The sequence below is a fragment of the Pseudoalteromonas rubra genome (assembly GCF_004212645.1).
Taxonomy (GTDB): Bacteria; Pseudomonadota; Gammaproteobacteria; order Enterobacterales; family Alteromonadaceae; genus Pseudoalteromonas; species Pseudoalteromonas rubra_G.
In genome coordinates this window covers 104,176-120,781 of record NZ_PPUZ01000002.1, presented here as the reverse complement: position 1 = coordinate 120,781, position 16,606 = coordinate 104,176, and the positions used below count along the sequence as shown (strand labels likewise).

Sequence of the window (16,606 nt, the reverse complement as noted above, 5' to 3'; positions counted from 1 at the left end):
GAAATTTGCTCAGGGCTGGGTTTTAGGTGTTATGCTTGCCAACAGACGGATATGCGTGGTTTTTCTAACCCCGGTGCCAAAATAGCAGGCCAGATATGTACTTTTGACTATCCGTTATTGACATCGCACGTTCACATGGTACAAAGAATGTTCACTTAACTAAGAAGAATAAATTGATGGTACTGATGACTGCACACACATTGCTTAATACCTGGCTGAATAATTCAGTCTGGGTGTGGCTGAGTGTCCGCGGTTTGTAGGTGTCTATTACTAACCGCAGCAGTATCAGCGGTTAGTCATCATTGTGTATTTCCAACCTCTTATACTGCTCCGATTTAAAGGAGTTCATTATGCCAGTTCAGGCATCTTATATTATGGTTATTATCATCTGGTCGACGACCCCGCTTGGGATTGTGATCAGCAGTGCTGGCATGTCACCAACCCTGAGTGTTTTTTTGCGTATGGCGATAGCTCTGTTATTGTGCTTTATCATCATATGCATTGGCCGCTATCGGGTACCTGTGTCCCAAAGAGCCTGGACTTTATATGGTTATTCCAGTCTGGGGATTTTTGGTGGCATGTTACTCAGTTATCTGGCCGCACAAACTGTACCCTCAGGCGTGATTTCTCTCATATTCGGTCTGGCTCCTGTGTTATCGGGGCTGCTTGCGCAGCGGCTACTAAACGAAGCCCGTTTTAGTCTTATCAAATGGCTGGGACTCGCTTTGTCCATGGTGGGTTTGTATCTGGTTTGCATGTCACAACTGAGTGAGCTGGCGCTGGCACCGCTGGGCTTGTTGTATGTACTCGGAGCGGTGAGCTGCTTTAGTCTCAGTGGGGTGATGATAAAACGTGTGAAACTGGCAATCCATCCGCTGGCTTCGACTTTTGGCGCCTTGTTGCTGGTCACCCCTATGTTTGGTCTGGTGTGGTGGCTGACGGATGGTCAGCTGAGCATCAACAACTGGCAGATGAGCGCTGTACTGGCTACGGTGTATCTGAGTGTCTTTGGCTCTTTAGTCGGATTTATTGCTTATTTTCATGTGTTACAGAAGCTTAAAGCCAGTACGGTTGCACTGACAACCCTGATCACGCCAGGGTTTGCGATGCTGCTGGGAGCATGGTTAAACAACGAGCAAATCACACCGACTTTGCTGGCTGGTGCGGCTGTGATCATGGTGAGTCTGGCGGTATTTCAGTTTGGTGATAGTGGCTGGGTTGGGGTGACCAACAGGCTGAAAAGGCGATTGTTATAAATCGTTACATTGGAGTACTGATCCGAGGTTGGGAACATGTTAAGCTTGTTGAACTAACAAAAGGGACATGTCGTTGACCGCCTGGTCACATGCGCCCTGTGATGTGACAATTATTATAATTATAAAGCTGAAGGACGATGAAGTTAACATTTCAAGATTTCGAGTTTGACTGCCAAAATTTGGCATTGTCGAAACAAGGTCGAAAAATAAGCATAAAAGAAAAGCCAGCTATGTTACTGGGCTTGTTTTTGTCTGATCCACAGAAGATCTACAGTAAAGCTGAGATCCTCGAACATGTCTGGCCCGGCAGAACCGTGACTGAGCAAGTGGTATTTCAGAATATTGGCCACTTGCGCGCGCTGTTCGGCGATGATGCAATTAAAACCTTCTCTAAGAAGGGCTATCAGTGGCAGCTGCCTGTGCAGTCATCGGAGCCTGTTGTGGCAGAGTCCGAGGCCAGTAAACCGGATCCTGCGTCTGCCCCAGCACCTGTTACAGCAGGTTCGGAGCAAGTTCCAGAAGAAGCGCAAGGTCTGCCCTGGAAGTGGTTGGCACCATTGGCCGCTTTGATTATCGGGGCGGCTGTCGTCGCGTATATGGTTTAAAGGGCTTGAGCGTCGCACCTTGTCCACTCGGGTAGGCGCCGGGTGCTGCGCATAGGCAGTATCTGCTGGCTCAGTCCATTTATTTAATATTCAAGCTTGTCTGTGATCTGCGCTGTTTCAGCGTTGACTGCTTCTGCTATTGATTGGCATTACGCCAAAGTGAGCGGTTGACAGGCTTGTTAACTTTGTATTAATTTTTTACTCCTTATATTGATGTTCAAACCCCATGTTTAGCGATTTATTGTGAATATCAGGTCAAAATGAGCCGGTACGATCGATAAGTTTAAGTTATTTTGGATTGCAAAGATCATCACCAAGGAGCGCTTTTGACAACCATTGCCTACCATCACGACTCGAAAACCATTTGTACAGACAGCCTGACCTCGACCAGCCAGACTATTGTGTCCTGGTCAACACGCAAGTGCCAGCGGGTGGAAGATGGCTACGTGTTTGCCTCTGGCAACTGCGCTGAAATAGAGCATTTGATCACGCACTGGCAAGATAATCAGTTTGATGACATTGCCTGTACTTTCTTTTTTGTTGCCGACAGTGGCGCTGTTTTCTTTGGTGAAATTCGTCATGGTCGCCGTTTTGTGGAGCCTTTGTCGTTGAACTGGGCCATTGGTAGCGGCGCCAATTGGGCCATTGCTGCTATGGACTTTGGGCGAACCGCATTTGAAGCCGTTGAGTACGCCTGTTTACGGGATAAGTCCAGCGGCGGCACTGTGATGACCTATCGGCACAATGAAAGAGCGCTGTGGCTACGCACGCCGCTAAAGGCTAATTCATCGGTGAGAGTGAACTGACAGAAACCTGGTAGTAACTGGCGATAAGCGTGAGTCGATGTGCCGACTCTGCGCGCCCACGCACGTGAGCCATCACCTTAGCCAGGTTATCATTGTTTGCACCGCTGAGTTTTCGCTGCGCCTCACACAATGCCAGCCAGGCTGCCAGCTCATGCTGAGGCAGTTCATGCTGATGCGGATTAAAACTTAAATAGGTTTCCAGTGCATTTAAACTTTGGTGATTACGAACCACCAACGCCTCGCCCAGCGATTCATTACGCTCAAACAACAACAGTGAACGAATGTAATTAAAAGGAGGCTGAGGGTTAGCAGGGTTCACGAACAGACAATGCAAAAACGTATTACCCTGATGGTTAGTGGCACTAAACGCGTTCGCCGCCTGCAGTGCCGGCATAAAAAAATCTAATCGCTCTGTGGTATTGATCCCGGCAATGACGCCTGCTGGCAGGCCATGCTCGCTAATGCAGTGGGCCACAATGTTTTGGTAATGTTCATAATTTGCCGGGTGATTATCGGCGGCCTCAAAGCAATGCCTGAGCTGCGCCGTCCTTTCGCTGCCTGTGGCTTGTTCATAGCAGTGTTTTATGCGCGCCAGGTCGTGGCTGTGTATTGCCTGGATCATGCTGGTCACCGCCGCTGTGGGGTCCGCTGATGTGTGTGCCGTGTTATTGTGGTTTGCCATAGATATTACCTTTACCAACAGAATAGTCAGTATGCCATATCCGCATCGTCTGTATAGATATGACAATAATTATGTTGATGACTGAGTTGTTTTCCCAGTATTTGTGGCGCAAAAATAGTCGAACACGGATTAAAAATAAACGGTACAATGGTGCCATCAGATAATCAGGAATGATGTGAATGAAGGACCTGACTCAAGGAAAAATTATTACTCACCTTATCGCGATGGCCGTGCCTATGGCGGCTGGCATGCTAATTCAGACCTTGTACTTTCTGGTCGACCTTTACTTTGTCGGTGCCCTTGGCGCAGCGGCGCTGGCAGGAGTGAGCAGTGCAGGCAGTGTGTTCTTTTTTATTATGGCGCTGACTCAGGTGCTCAATATCGGCTGCGGCACTTTGGTTGCACATGCGGTTGGCAGAAAAGATAGAGCAGAGGCCAATGCGTTATTTCATCAGAGTATGCTGATAGCCGGCGGCTGCTCTGTGGTATTTGCGGTGCTCGGTTTTGGGTTCGCGCATCTGTTTTTTGATTTCATGACGCCTGACGCGGCGACCCGTCAGGCGGCTACTAACTATTTTTACTGGTTTTTGCCAACTCTGTTATTACAGTTTGGACTCACTGTGATGGCCGCTGCGTTGCGTGGCGCCGGAGTGGTAAAGCCTGTGATGTCAATTTCAATGCTGGCTATTATCATCAACATCGTGTTGTCACCCGTGTTGATCTCCGGCTGGGGAACCGGTAACGCGCTTGGGGTTGCTGGTGCCGGGTTGGCCAGCTCATTATCTGCGTTGTGCGCTATGGCGATGACGCTGTGGTACTTTGTCCGCAAAGTGGATTATCTGACTATGCCACATAAGGGACTGGTGCCCGACCGTAAACGTATGTTGAAGGTGATAAATCTGGGGCTTCCGTCCGGGGGAGAGTTTTTGCTCACCTTTATGTATATGTCGGTGATTTATTGGGCGCTTAGTCAGTTTACTGCCAGCGCTCAGGCAGGCTTTGGGCTGGGTGTCAGGATCATGCAGGTACTCTTTTTACCTGTGATGGCGGTTGCCTTTGCGGCCCCCGCAATCGCAGCTCAAAACTATGCGGCGGGCAAATTTGAGCGTGTACAGCAAACCTATCGTTACACCAATATACTCACCTGCGTGCTGATGGCGATGTTAACACTGGCCTGTTTGGTTAATGCCAGCTGGTTTTTTGCCCCTTTCAGTGACGAGCCTCAGGTCATACTGGTTGCAGCCACCTTTTTAGGATATGTCAGTTTGAATTTTGTCCCAGCCGGTTACACCTTTGCCGCTTCGGGTATGTTTCAGGCGCTGGGGAATACCTGGCCGGCGCTGTATAGTACGGCCTGTCGATTTGTGCTGTTTGCCGTGCCAGTGGTGTGGTTGGCGGGACAGGCGGATTTTGAAATCGAGCAGATCTGGATGTTTTCTGTTGCCACTGTGTATTGTCAGGCAGCGATCAGCTATTTGCTGCTGCGTCGTGAAATGAATAAAAAACTGGTATACAGCGATGAAGCCATGATGCCACCCCCCGTACGCAGTTAAGCTATCTGGTAGCCTTGTTGTAAATCTAATAATCGGGCATTGGCACAAAAATCCACGCTTGAGCTATCCTTAAGGGGCAGTCAATGAATTGATGGTCACCGGGGCTCAGGAGACAGGTATGCATAAAGGTGAAGTGGATTACGGAGAGCGACATCCAAAGGTGTTGATGATTTGCGACGATGCCCACGAAATGGTGGGGGTGTGTAAAGTTATCAGCTCTCAGGTCACTGCATTCAGAACGCTGGAGGGCACACGAGAGGCGCATAAAGTCATCCGCGAGGGCAAGCCGCCTGTGCTCATCTTTGCCATGTTACATGTTAAAGCAAGCATAGAAACCTATAGCTCACTCGCGCGACGGGAGGTGTTGGGTTATCCGCACAAAAGCATCTTGTTGTGCGAAAATAAAGAATCCGGGGTTGCCTTTCGCTGCTGTATCAAAGGCATATTCAGTGATTACTTTGTTTTCAAACCTATGTATGAAAATTACCGGCTCAGAATGATATTACACAATATTCTGCAACAGGCCGAAGACACTCAGCAGATCACAGAACTCAAAGAAGAGCATTTTGGCCGAATTGATAACGGCCTTAAGCAACTGATCGATCAGGCTGCCAGCTACCGGGTAAACACTGAGCAGTCCTTCGCGCAGGTTAGGGAATCGCTGGATGAAGCGCAGGAAGAAGACGAAGTAAAGGCGCAAATGCTGCAGCAGCTGAAAGAAAAACATGTGTTGCCTTTACTGGACAAGCTACAGCACCAGCTGGTCAAAGATATTCAACAAATCACCCAACAGCTCAATGACAGCCATTTTACCCTGAATGAACTGGTCGACATGTTCAGTAGTTCACATACAGCAGTGTTTAACTCTGTAATGGATAGTGACAGCGCTCATAAAGACGCATTAGAGCACGCAGAGCAAGAGCATGCGGCGCACGAGCATGAAGATGCGTCTCATGCATATGATACCCATGATGACGCACATCAGGAATCGATGCATGATGAGGAAGCCGGGCATGCCTTCGATGACGTGCACGTATCGTCGCCAGCGACACCCAGAGACAAGCGGATCATGATAGTCGAAGATAACGAAATTTATCGCGAAATGATCTCCGGGATATTACGCGAGCAGGGCTTTTCGGTCGATGGTATGGAAAATGGTCTGGCGGCGATAAAAGAGCTCAGAAAGCATCGCTATGATATGATTTTTATGGACTTATTTATGCCCGGCCTGGATGGCTACAATACCACGAAAAACGTCCGGGCCATCGAACATTGCCGGGCAATACCCATTGTGGCGCTGACCAGTAACCGCAATAAAGATTTGATCCGCAAATGGGCTTCACTGGGTCTTGGCGGTTATATCGTGAAGCCATCGACAAAGCGCAGCATTCTGGATGCGGTCAATAAGCTGTTGGGCACAGAATGTGCCTGAGTAAACAAAGAGTGAAGGGCGTCGCTTAAGCGGATAATTCAGACCATGTTTTCAGGCCTGGTTGATCAGGGCGTTAAGGGCTTTGACTTCCTGAGCAATACTGATAAGCAGCAAACGGCAATGTGGGCGGTCAGCCGACAAGGCGGCTTCTTCCAGCTGTGCCAGGTATTCACTGCAACGCTCTGCGCCTATGGCACGGGCGGATGTCTTAAGAAAGTGGGCATGCTCCTTGAGTTCAGGGTAAGCTGCGCTGCTGTAGGCACTTAAAAACAGCTTACAACTGGATTCTGCCTGAGTAACAAAATCGCGCTGAAAGCGTGTTATGGTTGGCAGGTCCTCCCCAATCAGGTCAACCAGGGTTTGCTGATTCAGTCTGGCCAAATGTGCATTATTACTTTCCATACCATTTCTCTATCACAGATTTAAAGCGTTCGAGCTGAACGGGCTTGCCAATACAATCGTTAATACCGTACAGGTGACAGTTTTCCAGTTCATTTTTCACCGCCGCCCCCGTTACCGCGACAATTGGTATAGCCTTAAGCGCCATTTGTTTTTCGGCCTGGCGGATGCGCTTGGCCATTTCATAGCCATCCACCACTGGCATATGGCAATCAGTCAGGATCAGTTTGTATTTGTCCTTGCGCCAGCTTTCAAAACCCTGCTCACCATTTTCGGCGAGCGTACAGGTGTAGCCCAGTTTCGCCAGTTGTTTGACCATCAGATTTTGGTTAAAGGTGTTGTCTTCTACCAGTAAAATCCCCGGACGAAGATCTTGTGTGGCAGCAGGGGGGGCCTTGCTATCGGGCTCTGCTGTAGAAGCCGTCGGCGCAGCGTGGGGAGCTGTATGAGTCAGCAAGTGCATTACCTGACGGGTGATGCCATAGCGTGTCGCCAGGTCGATATGTAGTGGTGCTGCATCTGGTAGCAATTGCCTGAGTTGTTCTGTATGTCCGGTCTTATGACAGGCTAATACCCGGTGTTCTTTTAATATATCCCGATATTTGCTCAACTGAGCCAGGTCCTGCTCGGATTGAACAAAGCAACAGACTAAGGTACTGCTCTTGCTGGCAGAGGGAAGCGTATCCAGCGTCACCTGATGTAATTGATCGGCAAGCTCTTTCAGCACCGACAGTGGATATGAGTCTGGTTGTTGCTGTTGAGCGGATGTGACGTATACATGCTGGAATAAGGTTGTGGCATTGTGGTGGGAAAATCTGTGTATCGGAATACATACTCTGAAAATACTGCCACGATCCAGTTTACTCTTTAGCCCAATTCGCCCTCCCATCAGGTCGATTATTTTCCTTGAAATAGCCAAACCCAGGCCGGTACCGCCATAGACTCGGGTGGTTGATTTATCAGCCTGAGTAAATGGGTGAAAGAGCTTTTTCTGGGTTTTTTCGTCGATGCCGATACCATTATCTTTGACTAAAATACTCAGTTCACCCTGGCTGTGACTTTGCAATTGCCAGTCTACCTCAATGATCACATTGCCACTGTCTTTGGCTGGGGGTCCACTGAACTTAATGGCATTACTGAGTAAGTTAAATAATACCTGGCGGATGCGGTTTTCGTCACTGTAGAGCATAGTCGGGAGCTGCTGAGACTCAATGGCCTTGAGGCTGACGCGACGCTTTTCCGCGTTTGAGGCAAAGGTCAGTAGCACGTTGTGCAGCGTTTTAGAAATATCAAACTCTCTGAACTCCAGTTCCAGTTTACCGGCTTCAATCTTATTGATGTCCAGAATGTCGTTCAGTATGTCGACCAGGTTTTTGGCTGACACAGAAGCCGTTTCGAGCAACTCCATTTCCTCAGGATCATGTTTTTGCAGTGACAGCAGCTCTAACGAGCCGATGATGGCGTTCATCGGGGTTCTCAGCTCATGACTGATCATTGCCAGAAAGTCAGACTTGGCCCGGCTGGCTCGCTCTGCTTTGGTGACTGCGCACTTGAGATCTGAGGTACGTGCTTTTACGCGAGATTCTAGTTCGGCATTGAGTTTGGATAACTCCATGTTAGCACGATAAACCTCGGATTGATCGACACAGACACCATCGAGGCGATAGTTGTTTCCATAGCCGTCCTGCGCCACCACACCTTTGGCAAAGATGTGCAATTCACTGTTGTTAGGTAAAATAGCGCGGAACACATGTTCAAAATCCTCCCCGCTCTCCAATGCTTCTTTGAGTCCATTGGAGACTCGCGCACGGTCTTCCGGATGAATGCGTTCTAACCATTTCTCATAGCGGCCGGTGTCCTGCGCAGCCAGGTCGAAGATCGCGCTGGTTTGCGGATCCCAGTCCCAGTACCACTGATCGTTTTGCCGACTGACACACCAGGTGCCCACTTTACCGGCTTCCAGGGCAATACGGCGGCTCTCATGGGCGCTGTTGAGATGGATCAGCATCTGCTTTTCCTGAGTGCACTCACGCAGGGTGCCAAACAGGCTCAGGTGCGTCTCGCTGTTACGGCGCTGATCACCACTGAGTTCAAACCAGTGTGGTACAGAGTCAATGAGTACTCTAAATTCGAACTTGAGCCGCACGTTAGACTGAATATGTTCTTCAATGAAGCTCAATGCCAGCGGGCGGTCGTCTTCATAGATCAGGTCGGTGAAATCCTCCCAGCTGGTTAATGTCTGACAGTGTAGCAGCGCACAAAAAGTATGAGAAAAGTAAGGGTTTTCAAAGGTGGTGTCCACCTGCCAAACCCCAATATCACCGCACTGCAATGCCAGCTCGGCTAGCTCACCGAGGTGCGGCAGGTGTTGATGGTTGATCGGACTGAGGATCAGGCTGGTGTCGGTCGTTAATTGGCTGCTGACTATGATGTTGAGCCGTGTACCTGAAGGCAATATGGCCAGCGCGGCGCTACCCGAAGCCTGGCTTAGAAAAGGACTGCTTTCTTGCTCACCGGGGGCGGCAAGCTGGCACAGGTCAAAAAAGCACTGAGGTGAGTCTTGTTCGGCCTCCAGGCCTAATAGTGCAGCCGCAGCCTGATTGAATGCCAGTATTTGCCACTGCTGATTAACACTGAGTAGTGCGAGATCCAAACTATGGATGTCCATTTCTTTTCCCTGCCTGACTGTGTCTAGCTTTATTATTGTTCAAATCATACCAATTTGCTTAATTAAATGTTCCATTTTGAGGCGAGAAAATAGCGGCGATAACAAGGCAAAAATTTTGCTATTCAGTTGTTCTAAATAAGAAATTTTTAACACAGTTAGCGTCATATTGGCTCCTTCAAATTGAACAGGTATTAAGTGAAATTGGTATTATGGTTGTTGGGGAGAAATCCACTCAGATAATTGTACTTGGATGATGTCGCGCAGGTTAGCGGATATAAAACAATCCCGAATGATTTAAGCCGTTTTGCATCCACAGGTAAAGGAAAGCGATTTTGCCTATCTCAAAAGATTATCTTATATACAGAAGGCTCCAAGATCTGGAGCCTTCTGCTGTGATAAATCAGAACTTGTTGGCCGGCGGCCAGTCTGGGTTGGCGATTTCATCTTCACCCACAGCGCTGTTGGCTTCCAGAGTAATCGCATGTGGCGTGTCTTCCTTGGGGATAGAGACTTCGACAACATAATTGTTGTGCGGATCGGTTCTGATCTCTTCCATCACTGCCATTAACTCACTCAGGTCAGTGACCCGACGACCTTCACCGCCGAAGGCCTGGGTAATGTTAGCAATTTTCCAGCTGGGCAGGTCGTTGTAGCTGTAGACTTTATCGAGCAGTTTGTCCTGATAGTCAACCGGCGGTGTTCGGAATGGGTTGGGGTTGACCAGGTACTGTTCAATCCCATAGATGCCATTGGCCAGTACAAACACCACCGTATTTTGCCCGTAGGCATGTTGATCGGCAACCGCCTGGCATGTTTCGTGAAAAGCACCATCACCCACCACCACCACGGCTCGTTTGTCCGGAAACGCACATTTAATGCCGGTGCCTGCGGGTACCGAGTAGCCAATCGACAGCCAGGCGGCCTGAGCGACAAAGCCATCCTGTGAAGGTATTTTTACACTCTGCGCGCCAATCAAGGGGAAACCGGCATCCACCGCCAGAATATCATCCTCACCAAGCCATTGGCTGAGGGTGGCAAAGAAGCTGTCATAGCCAAGCTGTGTATCCGCTGACTGGCTCTTTAACACTGGCTGCTGCATGCGTAACCCTTTCAGGCTGGCGGGGTGTTGCTGCGCCAGCGCACTGAATTCGTCGATCAGGCATTGCAGATAGTCTTTGAGCGTTGCCGAAGCATAGTAGCTTGCACCCACGTAAACGCCGCCCTGGGCAGCCAGTACGGTACGGCTACTGCGAATGTCCTGGTTGCCGGTGTCTTTACCGGTTGTCCAGGCACCCACACCCACTAATATCCCGTCGTCTCCAACCAAAGACTCCACTTCTGAGGGACTCATGGTGACACAGCCTTCAAACCAGGGATGTGTTTCTGCGATCACCGACTTGCTCAATGCGGAGGTGACAAAATGAATATGTCCTTCGGGCACAGTATGGTTGCGATTGATCACTTCCAGCAACTCTAAAAAAGTATCCCGCAGGCCGAAACGTTGCAGCTCTATGCCCGCCCAGAAGATACTTTTTGGCTGGCTAAGCATGAGTTCAACCGTGGCTTTGGCAGCCTGCTGTGCTTCGCTTACCGTGACACTGGCAGGGTTATTTAGTGCCAGCGGTTGCGCAGGTGCAATACAGTCTGCCCGCCAGACATCCTCACTGACTTCAAAATACACCGGGCGGCGCTCGGTCAGCAAAGCGGCCAGGGCGGAATCTATCTGGAAAGGCGCCTGGTTGGCATTGACTATCCGCTCTGCTGCGACGGTAACAGGACGAAACATGTGAATATCAACAAATTCATAGCCCGTAGTGTGCGAGTAAAGTAAACCGGCATTTTTTGAAATCTGATCTTCTTTGTTGGTAGGCGCACCATTGATCAGGATCACCGGTACTTGTTCAACAAAGGAGCCGGCAATGGTATTGAGCAGGCTGAATGCGCCGACACTGTAGGTGACGTACAAAGCGCTGGGACCTTTCAGTCGGGCATAGGCATCTGCGGCAAAACCGGCACAAATTTCATTGGCGTTGCCGTTTATCTTGATAGGCGAGTGGGAGTCGGCCAATATGGTATCGAGCAAAGCCGCTGTATAATTACCAGCGACGCCAAACATTTGGTCAACACCTATCTCTTCCAGTCGTGCTTTAAAATAGTCGGCGACAGTAAAATTTGGGGTTGGTTGAGTCATTTATTCTCTCCTGAGCAAGCTGGGTGGTGTATTCAGTATTGTTGGATAAGGGCACCCAGGCAGGTGCCCGATACCGGATCACTTAATATCGAAGTAACTGAGGTTAACACCCAGTACATTTTCAACTTCTGAAGGCTTCTCAACCGGTGCACTGCCAGCCGAGAAGTTAGGCTCAATGTACTGATTGATAAGCTTGCTGGCATTTTCCTCGTAGGCCACCTTGATGGCTTCAGAAGAACTAATGTGCGTCGTTTGCTCGTAGACTTCGCTCAGTGGCTGCAGTCCAAACCCTTGCTTGAGCGCCAGATCGGTAGAGCGCAGTGCGCCCTCCACCCAGCCCTGGTAATCAGAGAAGGCTTCCCCGCAGGTAAACAGGTTTGGCAGGGGTTCAGTCAGCTCGGCCATGACCTTTTTATCATCTGCTCCAACGGCCCATTGGTGTACGCCAAAACCAAACTGCTGGCTGGGTGGTACATCAAAATGGACACTGCCTTGCCAGATCCGGGCACTGGTCAGAATGGGCTCCGGCACATAGTGCGTATTGAAAATATCCTTAAAGAAGCGCGTCGCCTGCTCCACGACAGCCGTAGAAGCCGGGTAGATATCGCCCGGAATGTCAGTGACATACTCATCCTGATGCGGGTGATGATACGTTTCACCAATATTTTGCAAAGCACTCCAGAAATTGATGTTCAGGTAGTCACAATAGATAGTCAGTGCGGCGGGGCGTTCGTATTTTTCGTTGCCGATATGGGCCAGCTTGGCCTGCGTGCTTTCAGATGGGTCGGTTTTACGTTCCTGATACATCAAAGCGGCAACCAGCTCCTCATTAACTGCATAAAACGGATAGACGGAGCCGGTGGGCAAATCGGCAAAGTTGGGCCCAAATTCAACGGCCGGACGTCCGGTCGTGCCGCGTCCCCACCAGGCATTGTCGTAATACAGGTTTATTTTCAACAATGGTTGATTAGAGGTCGACTGCAGCGTGTTCCATAAGTGCTCGGAGCGTTCTTTGTCTAGGGTATTAAATGCATTTGAACGGACAAACAGCTTCTCCAGTGCCAGGCGAGGCAGAGCGAGGATAACTTTGTCAGCGGTTACCTTGCCTTTGTGATTGCGTCCGTTGTCATCGGTGTGCAAATAGTGCAGTTCATAATGCTTGTGCTCTTCGATATAAGAGATTTCTTCAATGCTGGTTTGCAGGTGAATATTATCCGTGCCTATTTTATCTACCAGCGCGTTGGGCAGTGTACTGAATCCGTCTTTGAAGGTTTTAAATTGCACACCCGCCGGGAAGTCTTCCAGCAGCTGATAGGCAACCCCGGCGTTCATCTGAGATAAAAAGGTGCCATTGAAACCCAGTACACGATACAGCATGTTGATACATTCCTGAGAATACCCCATCGATGTGTACAGATCCCACAAGGTCCACTCATTGAGCGTTTTGCCCTGCCATTGGCATTCCAGTCGGAAAGCCTGCCAGAATTCAGGACCTCTCACCTCGGGACGGGCTTTAAACTGGGGGTTGGCTTGCAAGATGCGGTTGAACACCACGTTCACTATGTCTTTTGGATTCACGCCTTGCTCTGAGGGGGCCAGGTTGTATAGTTCAGACCAAATTTTGTAATTGTCTTGCGCTGCGGTGTTGACACTAAAGCTTTTACCACGGAAAAACAGCCGGTTATCACCACCGCTGTTCATTGGAAAGGGTACAATCTGGTCTTGCAGATCCAGGTTAAGAAACAGCGCCATTAAATCGTCCATGCCATCAAATAAAAAGCGCATGCCGCCTTGTTCTTCTTTTACCGTAATGGTGGGCGGCGTATCACTGCGTTTGTTCTTGAATTGAATGAGATCTGAGTCAAGGCGGCCGCCTGTACGGTTAGAGCGCTCAAAAATGGCAAGGTTGTCGCAATTTGCTTCGTTTTGCAGGCGCCATGCGCTGTATAATCCGGCCATACCAGCCCCGACAATGGCAACCTTGAGATGCTTAGGGAGGCTTTTGTCGCTGATCTCATTGCCAAAAGAATAATGCGTCATAGTAGTTCCTTAATTCGTTATTTACCGTTTTTGTCACAAACGACGGCAACAATCTTTACGACGACTTCTGTTCAGTTGTGTGGGCCTGTGTGCGTTGTCTTGAGGTGAGGGCTGGCAAGCAAGAATGTGGCAAAAGACACCAGCTTGATTACAGTGCTGACACCAAAAAGACATAATCCACATAAAATGTAGCACAAGGGTTAATTTTTATGCGGTTTGCGTTCAAAAAAATACAGCAAGTAAACTAGTAACCTGATTATTAGGCAGTTTAACTGCATTGCTTATCTCTTTTTATCGCAGCTGTCTGAACTTTGGAAACTTGAGCCGGTTGCAGAAATATTGCACACTCTTAAACGGGGACACCTGGTGGTTAGGTGCCATTTTTTATGTGAGAGATGGAAGGATGCGTTATCTGCTCAACCAAGTCGAAGTAGACCTGCTTAAAGGCACCGCAGTGACGGGCGAGGGCGCAACGGCCATTCGGGCCAAGACGCTGGCGGTGCTGCAGCTATTGATCCAGCACGCCGATCAGGTGGTGACCAAAGCCCAGTTGCTGGATACCGTCTGGCAGGGAGTCGTTGTGCAGGAGCAGGTGCTGGTACAGTCAATTCGTGAGCTGCGCGAGCTGCTGGGTGCAGACAGCATCAAAACTCATCCGCGTATTGGCTATCAGCTGACGGTCGAGGTTATTCCCGTTCAGAGTGTCAAAGTAGCGCGTTACTGGCGTGCAGCCGCTGTGTTTGGTGCGCTGCTGCTTGCCATTGTCTGGCTCGGGATGAGTTGGCAGGGGAGGACAAGAAGTCATGTAGTGCAGCCCCCCACAGTGGCATTTTTACCGGTTGAGAATGCCATACTGGATGATGTGCATGCGACAGTGCCGTTGCATGGGCTTGCTTATTTAAGTGAGCATACCCAGTCGTTGTCGGCGCTGCGCGTTGTCGGTGCAGACCATGTGTTAACGACCTTATCCCACAGTCCCTGGTACTCGGATGAGACCGCCCAGATCAGACTGTCGCGGCGTCAGGATGTACGGCAACTACAGGAACGACTCGGTGCTGAACTACTTATAGAAACTCGCCTCAGTGGCTTTCCGCAGGATATGCAGTTGCAGTACACGCTGCACTTTAGCTTTGGTGCCGAGCAAGGCGTTGTTTTCGGCTCTGGCCCTGAGCAGGCTTATCAGGCACTGATAGCGAAACTGACAGAGCGATTTGGTGAGCATGATCAGACGCTCGACGTGCAGCGCAATCTGGACTTCAGTAATGACGCCTTTGCCCGTGGAGTGCAGTTTTATTTGTCGCGCGATTATCAGCAGGCGATAGCGTTTTTGCGCCTGGCACTGAGCCATTCCGACGATCCCTTAACGGTCAGGCGCTATCTTGCTGCGAGCCTGGCAAATCAGGGAGAGGTTGACGCAGCTCTGCTGTTGCTGCGCCAGAATATTAAGGCGACGGGGCATGATGTCGTGACCCAGCGTGAGCGTATGCGCGCCAACCTGATGATGGGTTATTTACTCATCAACTGGTCACAGCAGGCAGAGCGTGAGCAACAGCTGGCGGAGGCTGAAACTTACATTTTGACTGCGCATGAGCAGGCCAGTAGCGGCTCCGATCAGTTGTTTATTGCCTATGCACTGGAAGAGCTGGGTAAAATAAAACGCATTCAGGGCCGCTACAGCGAGGCTTCGCGCCTGTTGCACTCGGCGCTGCGCTATCATCAGCGTTTTGATGCCATTTATGGTCAGACCAATGCCTTGATTGAGCTTGCCCGAATTGCAACCGAGCATGGCGAAGACCAGGAAGCGACACGTCTGTTTGATCAGGCGCATAGTGTGGCAAAGGCCAGTAACGCCATTCCCAATCAGGTTTGGATATGGCTGGCACAGGCTGACTTGCTGCGTCAGTCGCGCCAGGTTGAGCAGGCAAACCAAATGGCATCCCGTGCCAGGGAACTTGCCAAAGACGCAGATGATCCGGTTCTGATTGAGCGGGTTGAAGCCTGGTTTGCCAGCGCGCCTATTTATACTGTCAACTGATCCCGCTACAAGCTACAGTAGTCTTCATAGCGCGACGATGCCACGGTATCTTTTTGGCTAACCTGTTGGTTGCGCAGTTGCTCAACCTGCCTGGGCACCTCGTTGACGGCAACTATCTGGTCTTTGACAAAATAGACCCAGTCGACGTCCTGATAGTATTGCCGCATCTCGCTGGAGTTGACGATTTTGTTTGGGTCAAACCACTGGTTAAAGTTAATCGACATCGCCACTTCCGGATAAACATCACTGCCATGTTGCGCGTAGAGCTTGCCGTTGATGTAATATTTCAGGGTGTTATTACCCACCTGCAACACTAGCGTGTTCCAGCCTTGCAGTGGGTTAATGTCGTAATCATAGGCGTTGACCTTGGTCCAGGGGGTGAGTTGAAAGGTCTCCCAGGAGGTGGCGAACAAGGCATGGCGGTCGGTGCCCCAGCCGCCATTAGGCAGGTATTCAAAATCCATTTCGCTGTAATTCTTATCCATGGGGGCGGCCAGCGGGCTGATCGCATAAAATGTCTGGATCACCCCGTCACCATCCGGTCCATACTGGGGCTTATCAGTAAAATAGATCCGAGCGGCATACGTCCCCTCGAGGTATTTTCGATGATGACACACCTGCACATGGCGGGTATTTTCGGCGCTGCCATCGGTTTTTGAGGTTAACCGCATAACCCGGTTCTGCGGGTTGTGGGGATCAGCATGAAAGCTCACTCCTTCATGCCACCAGGTGGCATTTTTGATCCCCGGATGGCCGACATCTGAGCGCAGTTGCCAGCCATTTTTTTGTGCCTGTTCGAATCGGGTATAGCTAAAGTCGTCGAACATTATTTGCACGGGCTGTGCGCCCAGAGGTTGGCTGGTACAGGCAGTCAGCAGGGTGGTGCCTAGCACGGTAGAAGAATAAAAGAGAGGGGTTTTCATCGCGTATTCCTTGTTG

General features: G+C 50.0%; 12 protein-coding genes. 6 read left to right on the top strand and 6 right to left on the bottom strand.

Translation table 11 applies throughout. The annotated features are described in order from the left end of the window. The first annotated feature begins 350 nt into the window (after positions 1-350). The 3 genes from C3B51_RS01105 to C3B51_RS01095 all read left to right on the top strand — a co-directional run bounded on the left by C3B51_RS01105 (position 351) and on the right by C3B51_RS01095 (position 2,667). Positions 351-1,256, top strand: coding sequence for a DMT family transporter (locus C3B51_RS01105; protein ID WP_130243883.1), 906 nt, complete (start codon positions 351-353; stop codon positions 1,254-1,256). Positions 1,257-1,393: 137 nt separating this feature from the next. After that, positions 1,394-1,861 carry a winged helix-turn-helix domain-containing protein gene (locus tag C3B51_RS01100; protein ID WP_130243882.1) on the top strand — a complete coding sequence of 156 codons (468 nt, stop codon included), beginning with the start codon at positions 1,394-1,396 and terminating at the stop codon, positions 1,859-1,861. A 326-nt stretch (positions 1,862-2,187) separates the two neighbouring features. Further along, positions 2,188-2,667: a proteasome subunit alpha gene (locus C3B51_RS01095; RefSeq protein ID WP_130243881.1), complete on the top strand. Its 480-nt coding sequence runs from the start codon at positions 2,188-2,190 to the stop codon at positions 2,665-2,667. On the opposite strand, the gene C3B51_RS01090 is transcribed toward C3B51_RS01095, so the two are convergent. Next, a complete protein-coding gene (locus tag C3B51_RS01090; RefSeq protein ID WP_125716247.1) occupies positions 2,642-3,349 on the bottom strand; it encodes a hypothetical protein in 708 nt (235 codons plus the stop codon). The genes C3B51_RS01095 and C3B51_RS01090 overlap by 26 nt on opposite strands. A 179-nt stretch (positions 3,350-3,528) precedes the next feature. On the opposite strand from C3B51_RS01090, the gene C3B51_RS01085 reads away from it, so the two are divergent. Both C3B51_RS01085 and C3B51_RS01080 read left to right on the top strand, forming a co-directional pair. Then, entirely contained in the window at positions 3,529-4,902 is a 1,374-nt protein-coding gene (locus tag C3B51_RS01085; protein WP_130243880.1) for an MATE family efflux transporter, read from the top strand. A gap of 118 nt (positions 4,903-5,020) precedes the next feature. Next, positions 5,021-6,334: a response regulator gene (locus C3B51_RS01080; RefSeq protein WP_240701828.1), complete on the top strand. Its 1,314-nt coding sequence runs from the start codon at positions 5,021-5,023 to the stop codon at positions 6,332-6,334. A gap of 51 nt (positions 6,335-6,385) precedes the next feature. Here C3B51_RS01080 and C3B51_RS01075 read toward each other — a convergent pair whose 3' ends face one another. The 4 genes from C3B51_RS01075 to C3B51_RS01060 all read right to left on the bottom strand — a co-directional run bounded on the left by C3B51_RS01075 (position 6,386) and on the right by C3B51_RS01060 (position 13,632). Beyond that, entirely contained in the window at positions 6,386-6,736 is a 351-nt protein-coding gene (locus C3B51_RS01075) for an Hpt domain-containing protein (protein ID WP_125716249.1), read from the bottom strand. Next, positions 6,726-9,401 (bottom strand): PAS domain-containing hybrid sensor histidine kinase/response regulator, encoded by a 2,676-nt coding sequence (locus C3B51_RS01070; RefSeq protein WP_130243879.1) that lies wholly within the window; start codon positions 9,399-9,401, stop codon positions 6,726-6,728. The genes C3B51_RS01075 and C3B51_RS01070 overlap by 11 nt, the downstream gene beginning before the upstream one ends. 400 nt (positions 9,402-9,801) lie before the next feature. Beyond that, positions 9,802-11,592, bottom strand: coding sequence for an alpha-keto acid decarboxylase family protein (locus C3B51_RS01065; protein ID WP_130243878.1), 1,791 nt, complete (start codon positions 11,590-11,592; stop codon positions 9,802-9,804). A gap of 78 nt (positions 11,593-11,670) precedes the next feature. Then, a complete protein-coding gene (locus C3B51_RS01060) occupies positions 11,671-13,632 on the bottom strand; it encodes an FAD-dependent L-amino acid oxidase (RefSeq protein WP_125716252.1) in 1,962 nt (653 codons plus the stop codon). Between the two features lie 403 nt (positions 13,633-14,035). Between C3B51_RS01060 and C3B51_RS01055 the strand changes: the two genes are divergently transcribed. Further along, positions 14,036-15,667, top strand: a complete 1,632-nt coding sequence (locus C3B51_RS01055; RefSeq protein ID WP_130243877.1) for a winged helix-turn-helix domain-containing protein — start codon at positions 14,036-14,038, stop codon at positions 15,665-15,667. A gap of 5 nt (positions 15,668-15,672) precedes the next feature. Here C3B51_RS01055 and C3B51_RS01050 read toward each other — a convergent pair whose 3' ends face one another. Next, complete coding sequence (locus C3B51_RS01050) at positions 15,673-16,590, bottom strand: glycoside hydrolase family 16 protein (RefSeq protein ID WP_130243876.1); 918 nt, start codon at positions 16,588-16,590, stop codon at positions 15,673-15,675. Between the last annotated feature and the right edge of the window lie 16 nt (positions 16,591-16,606).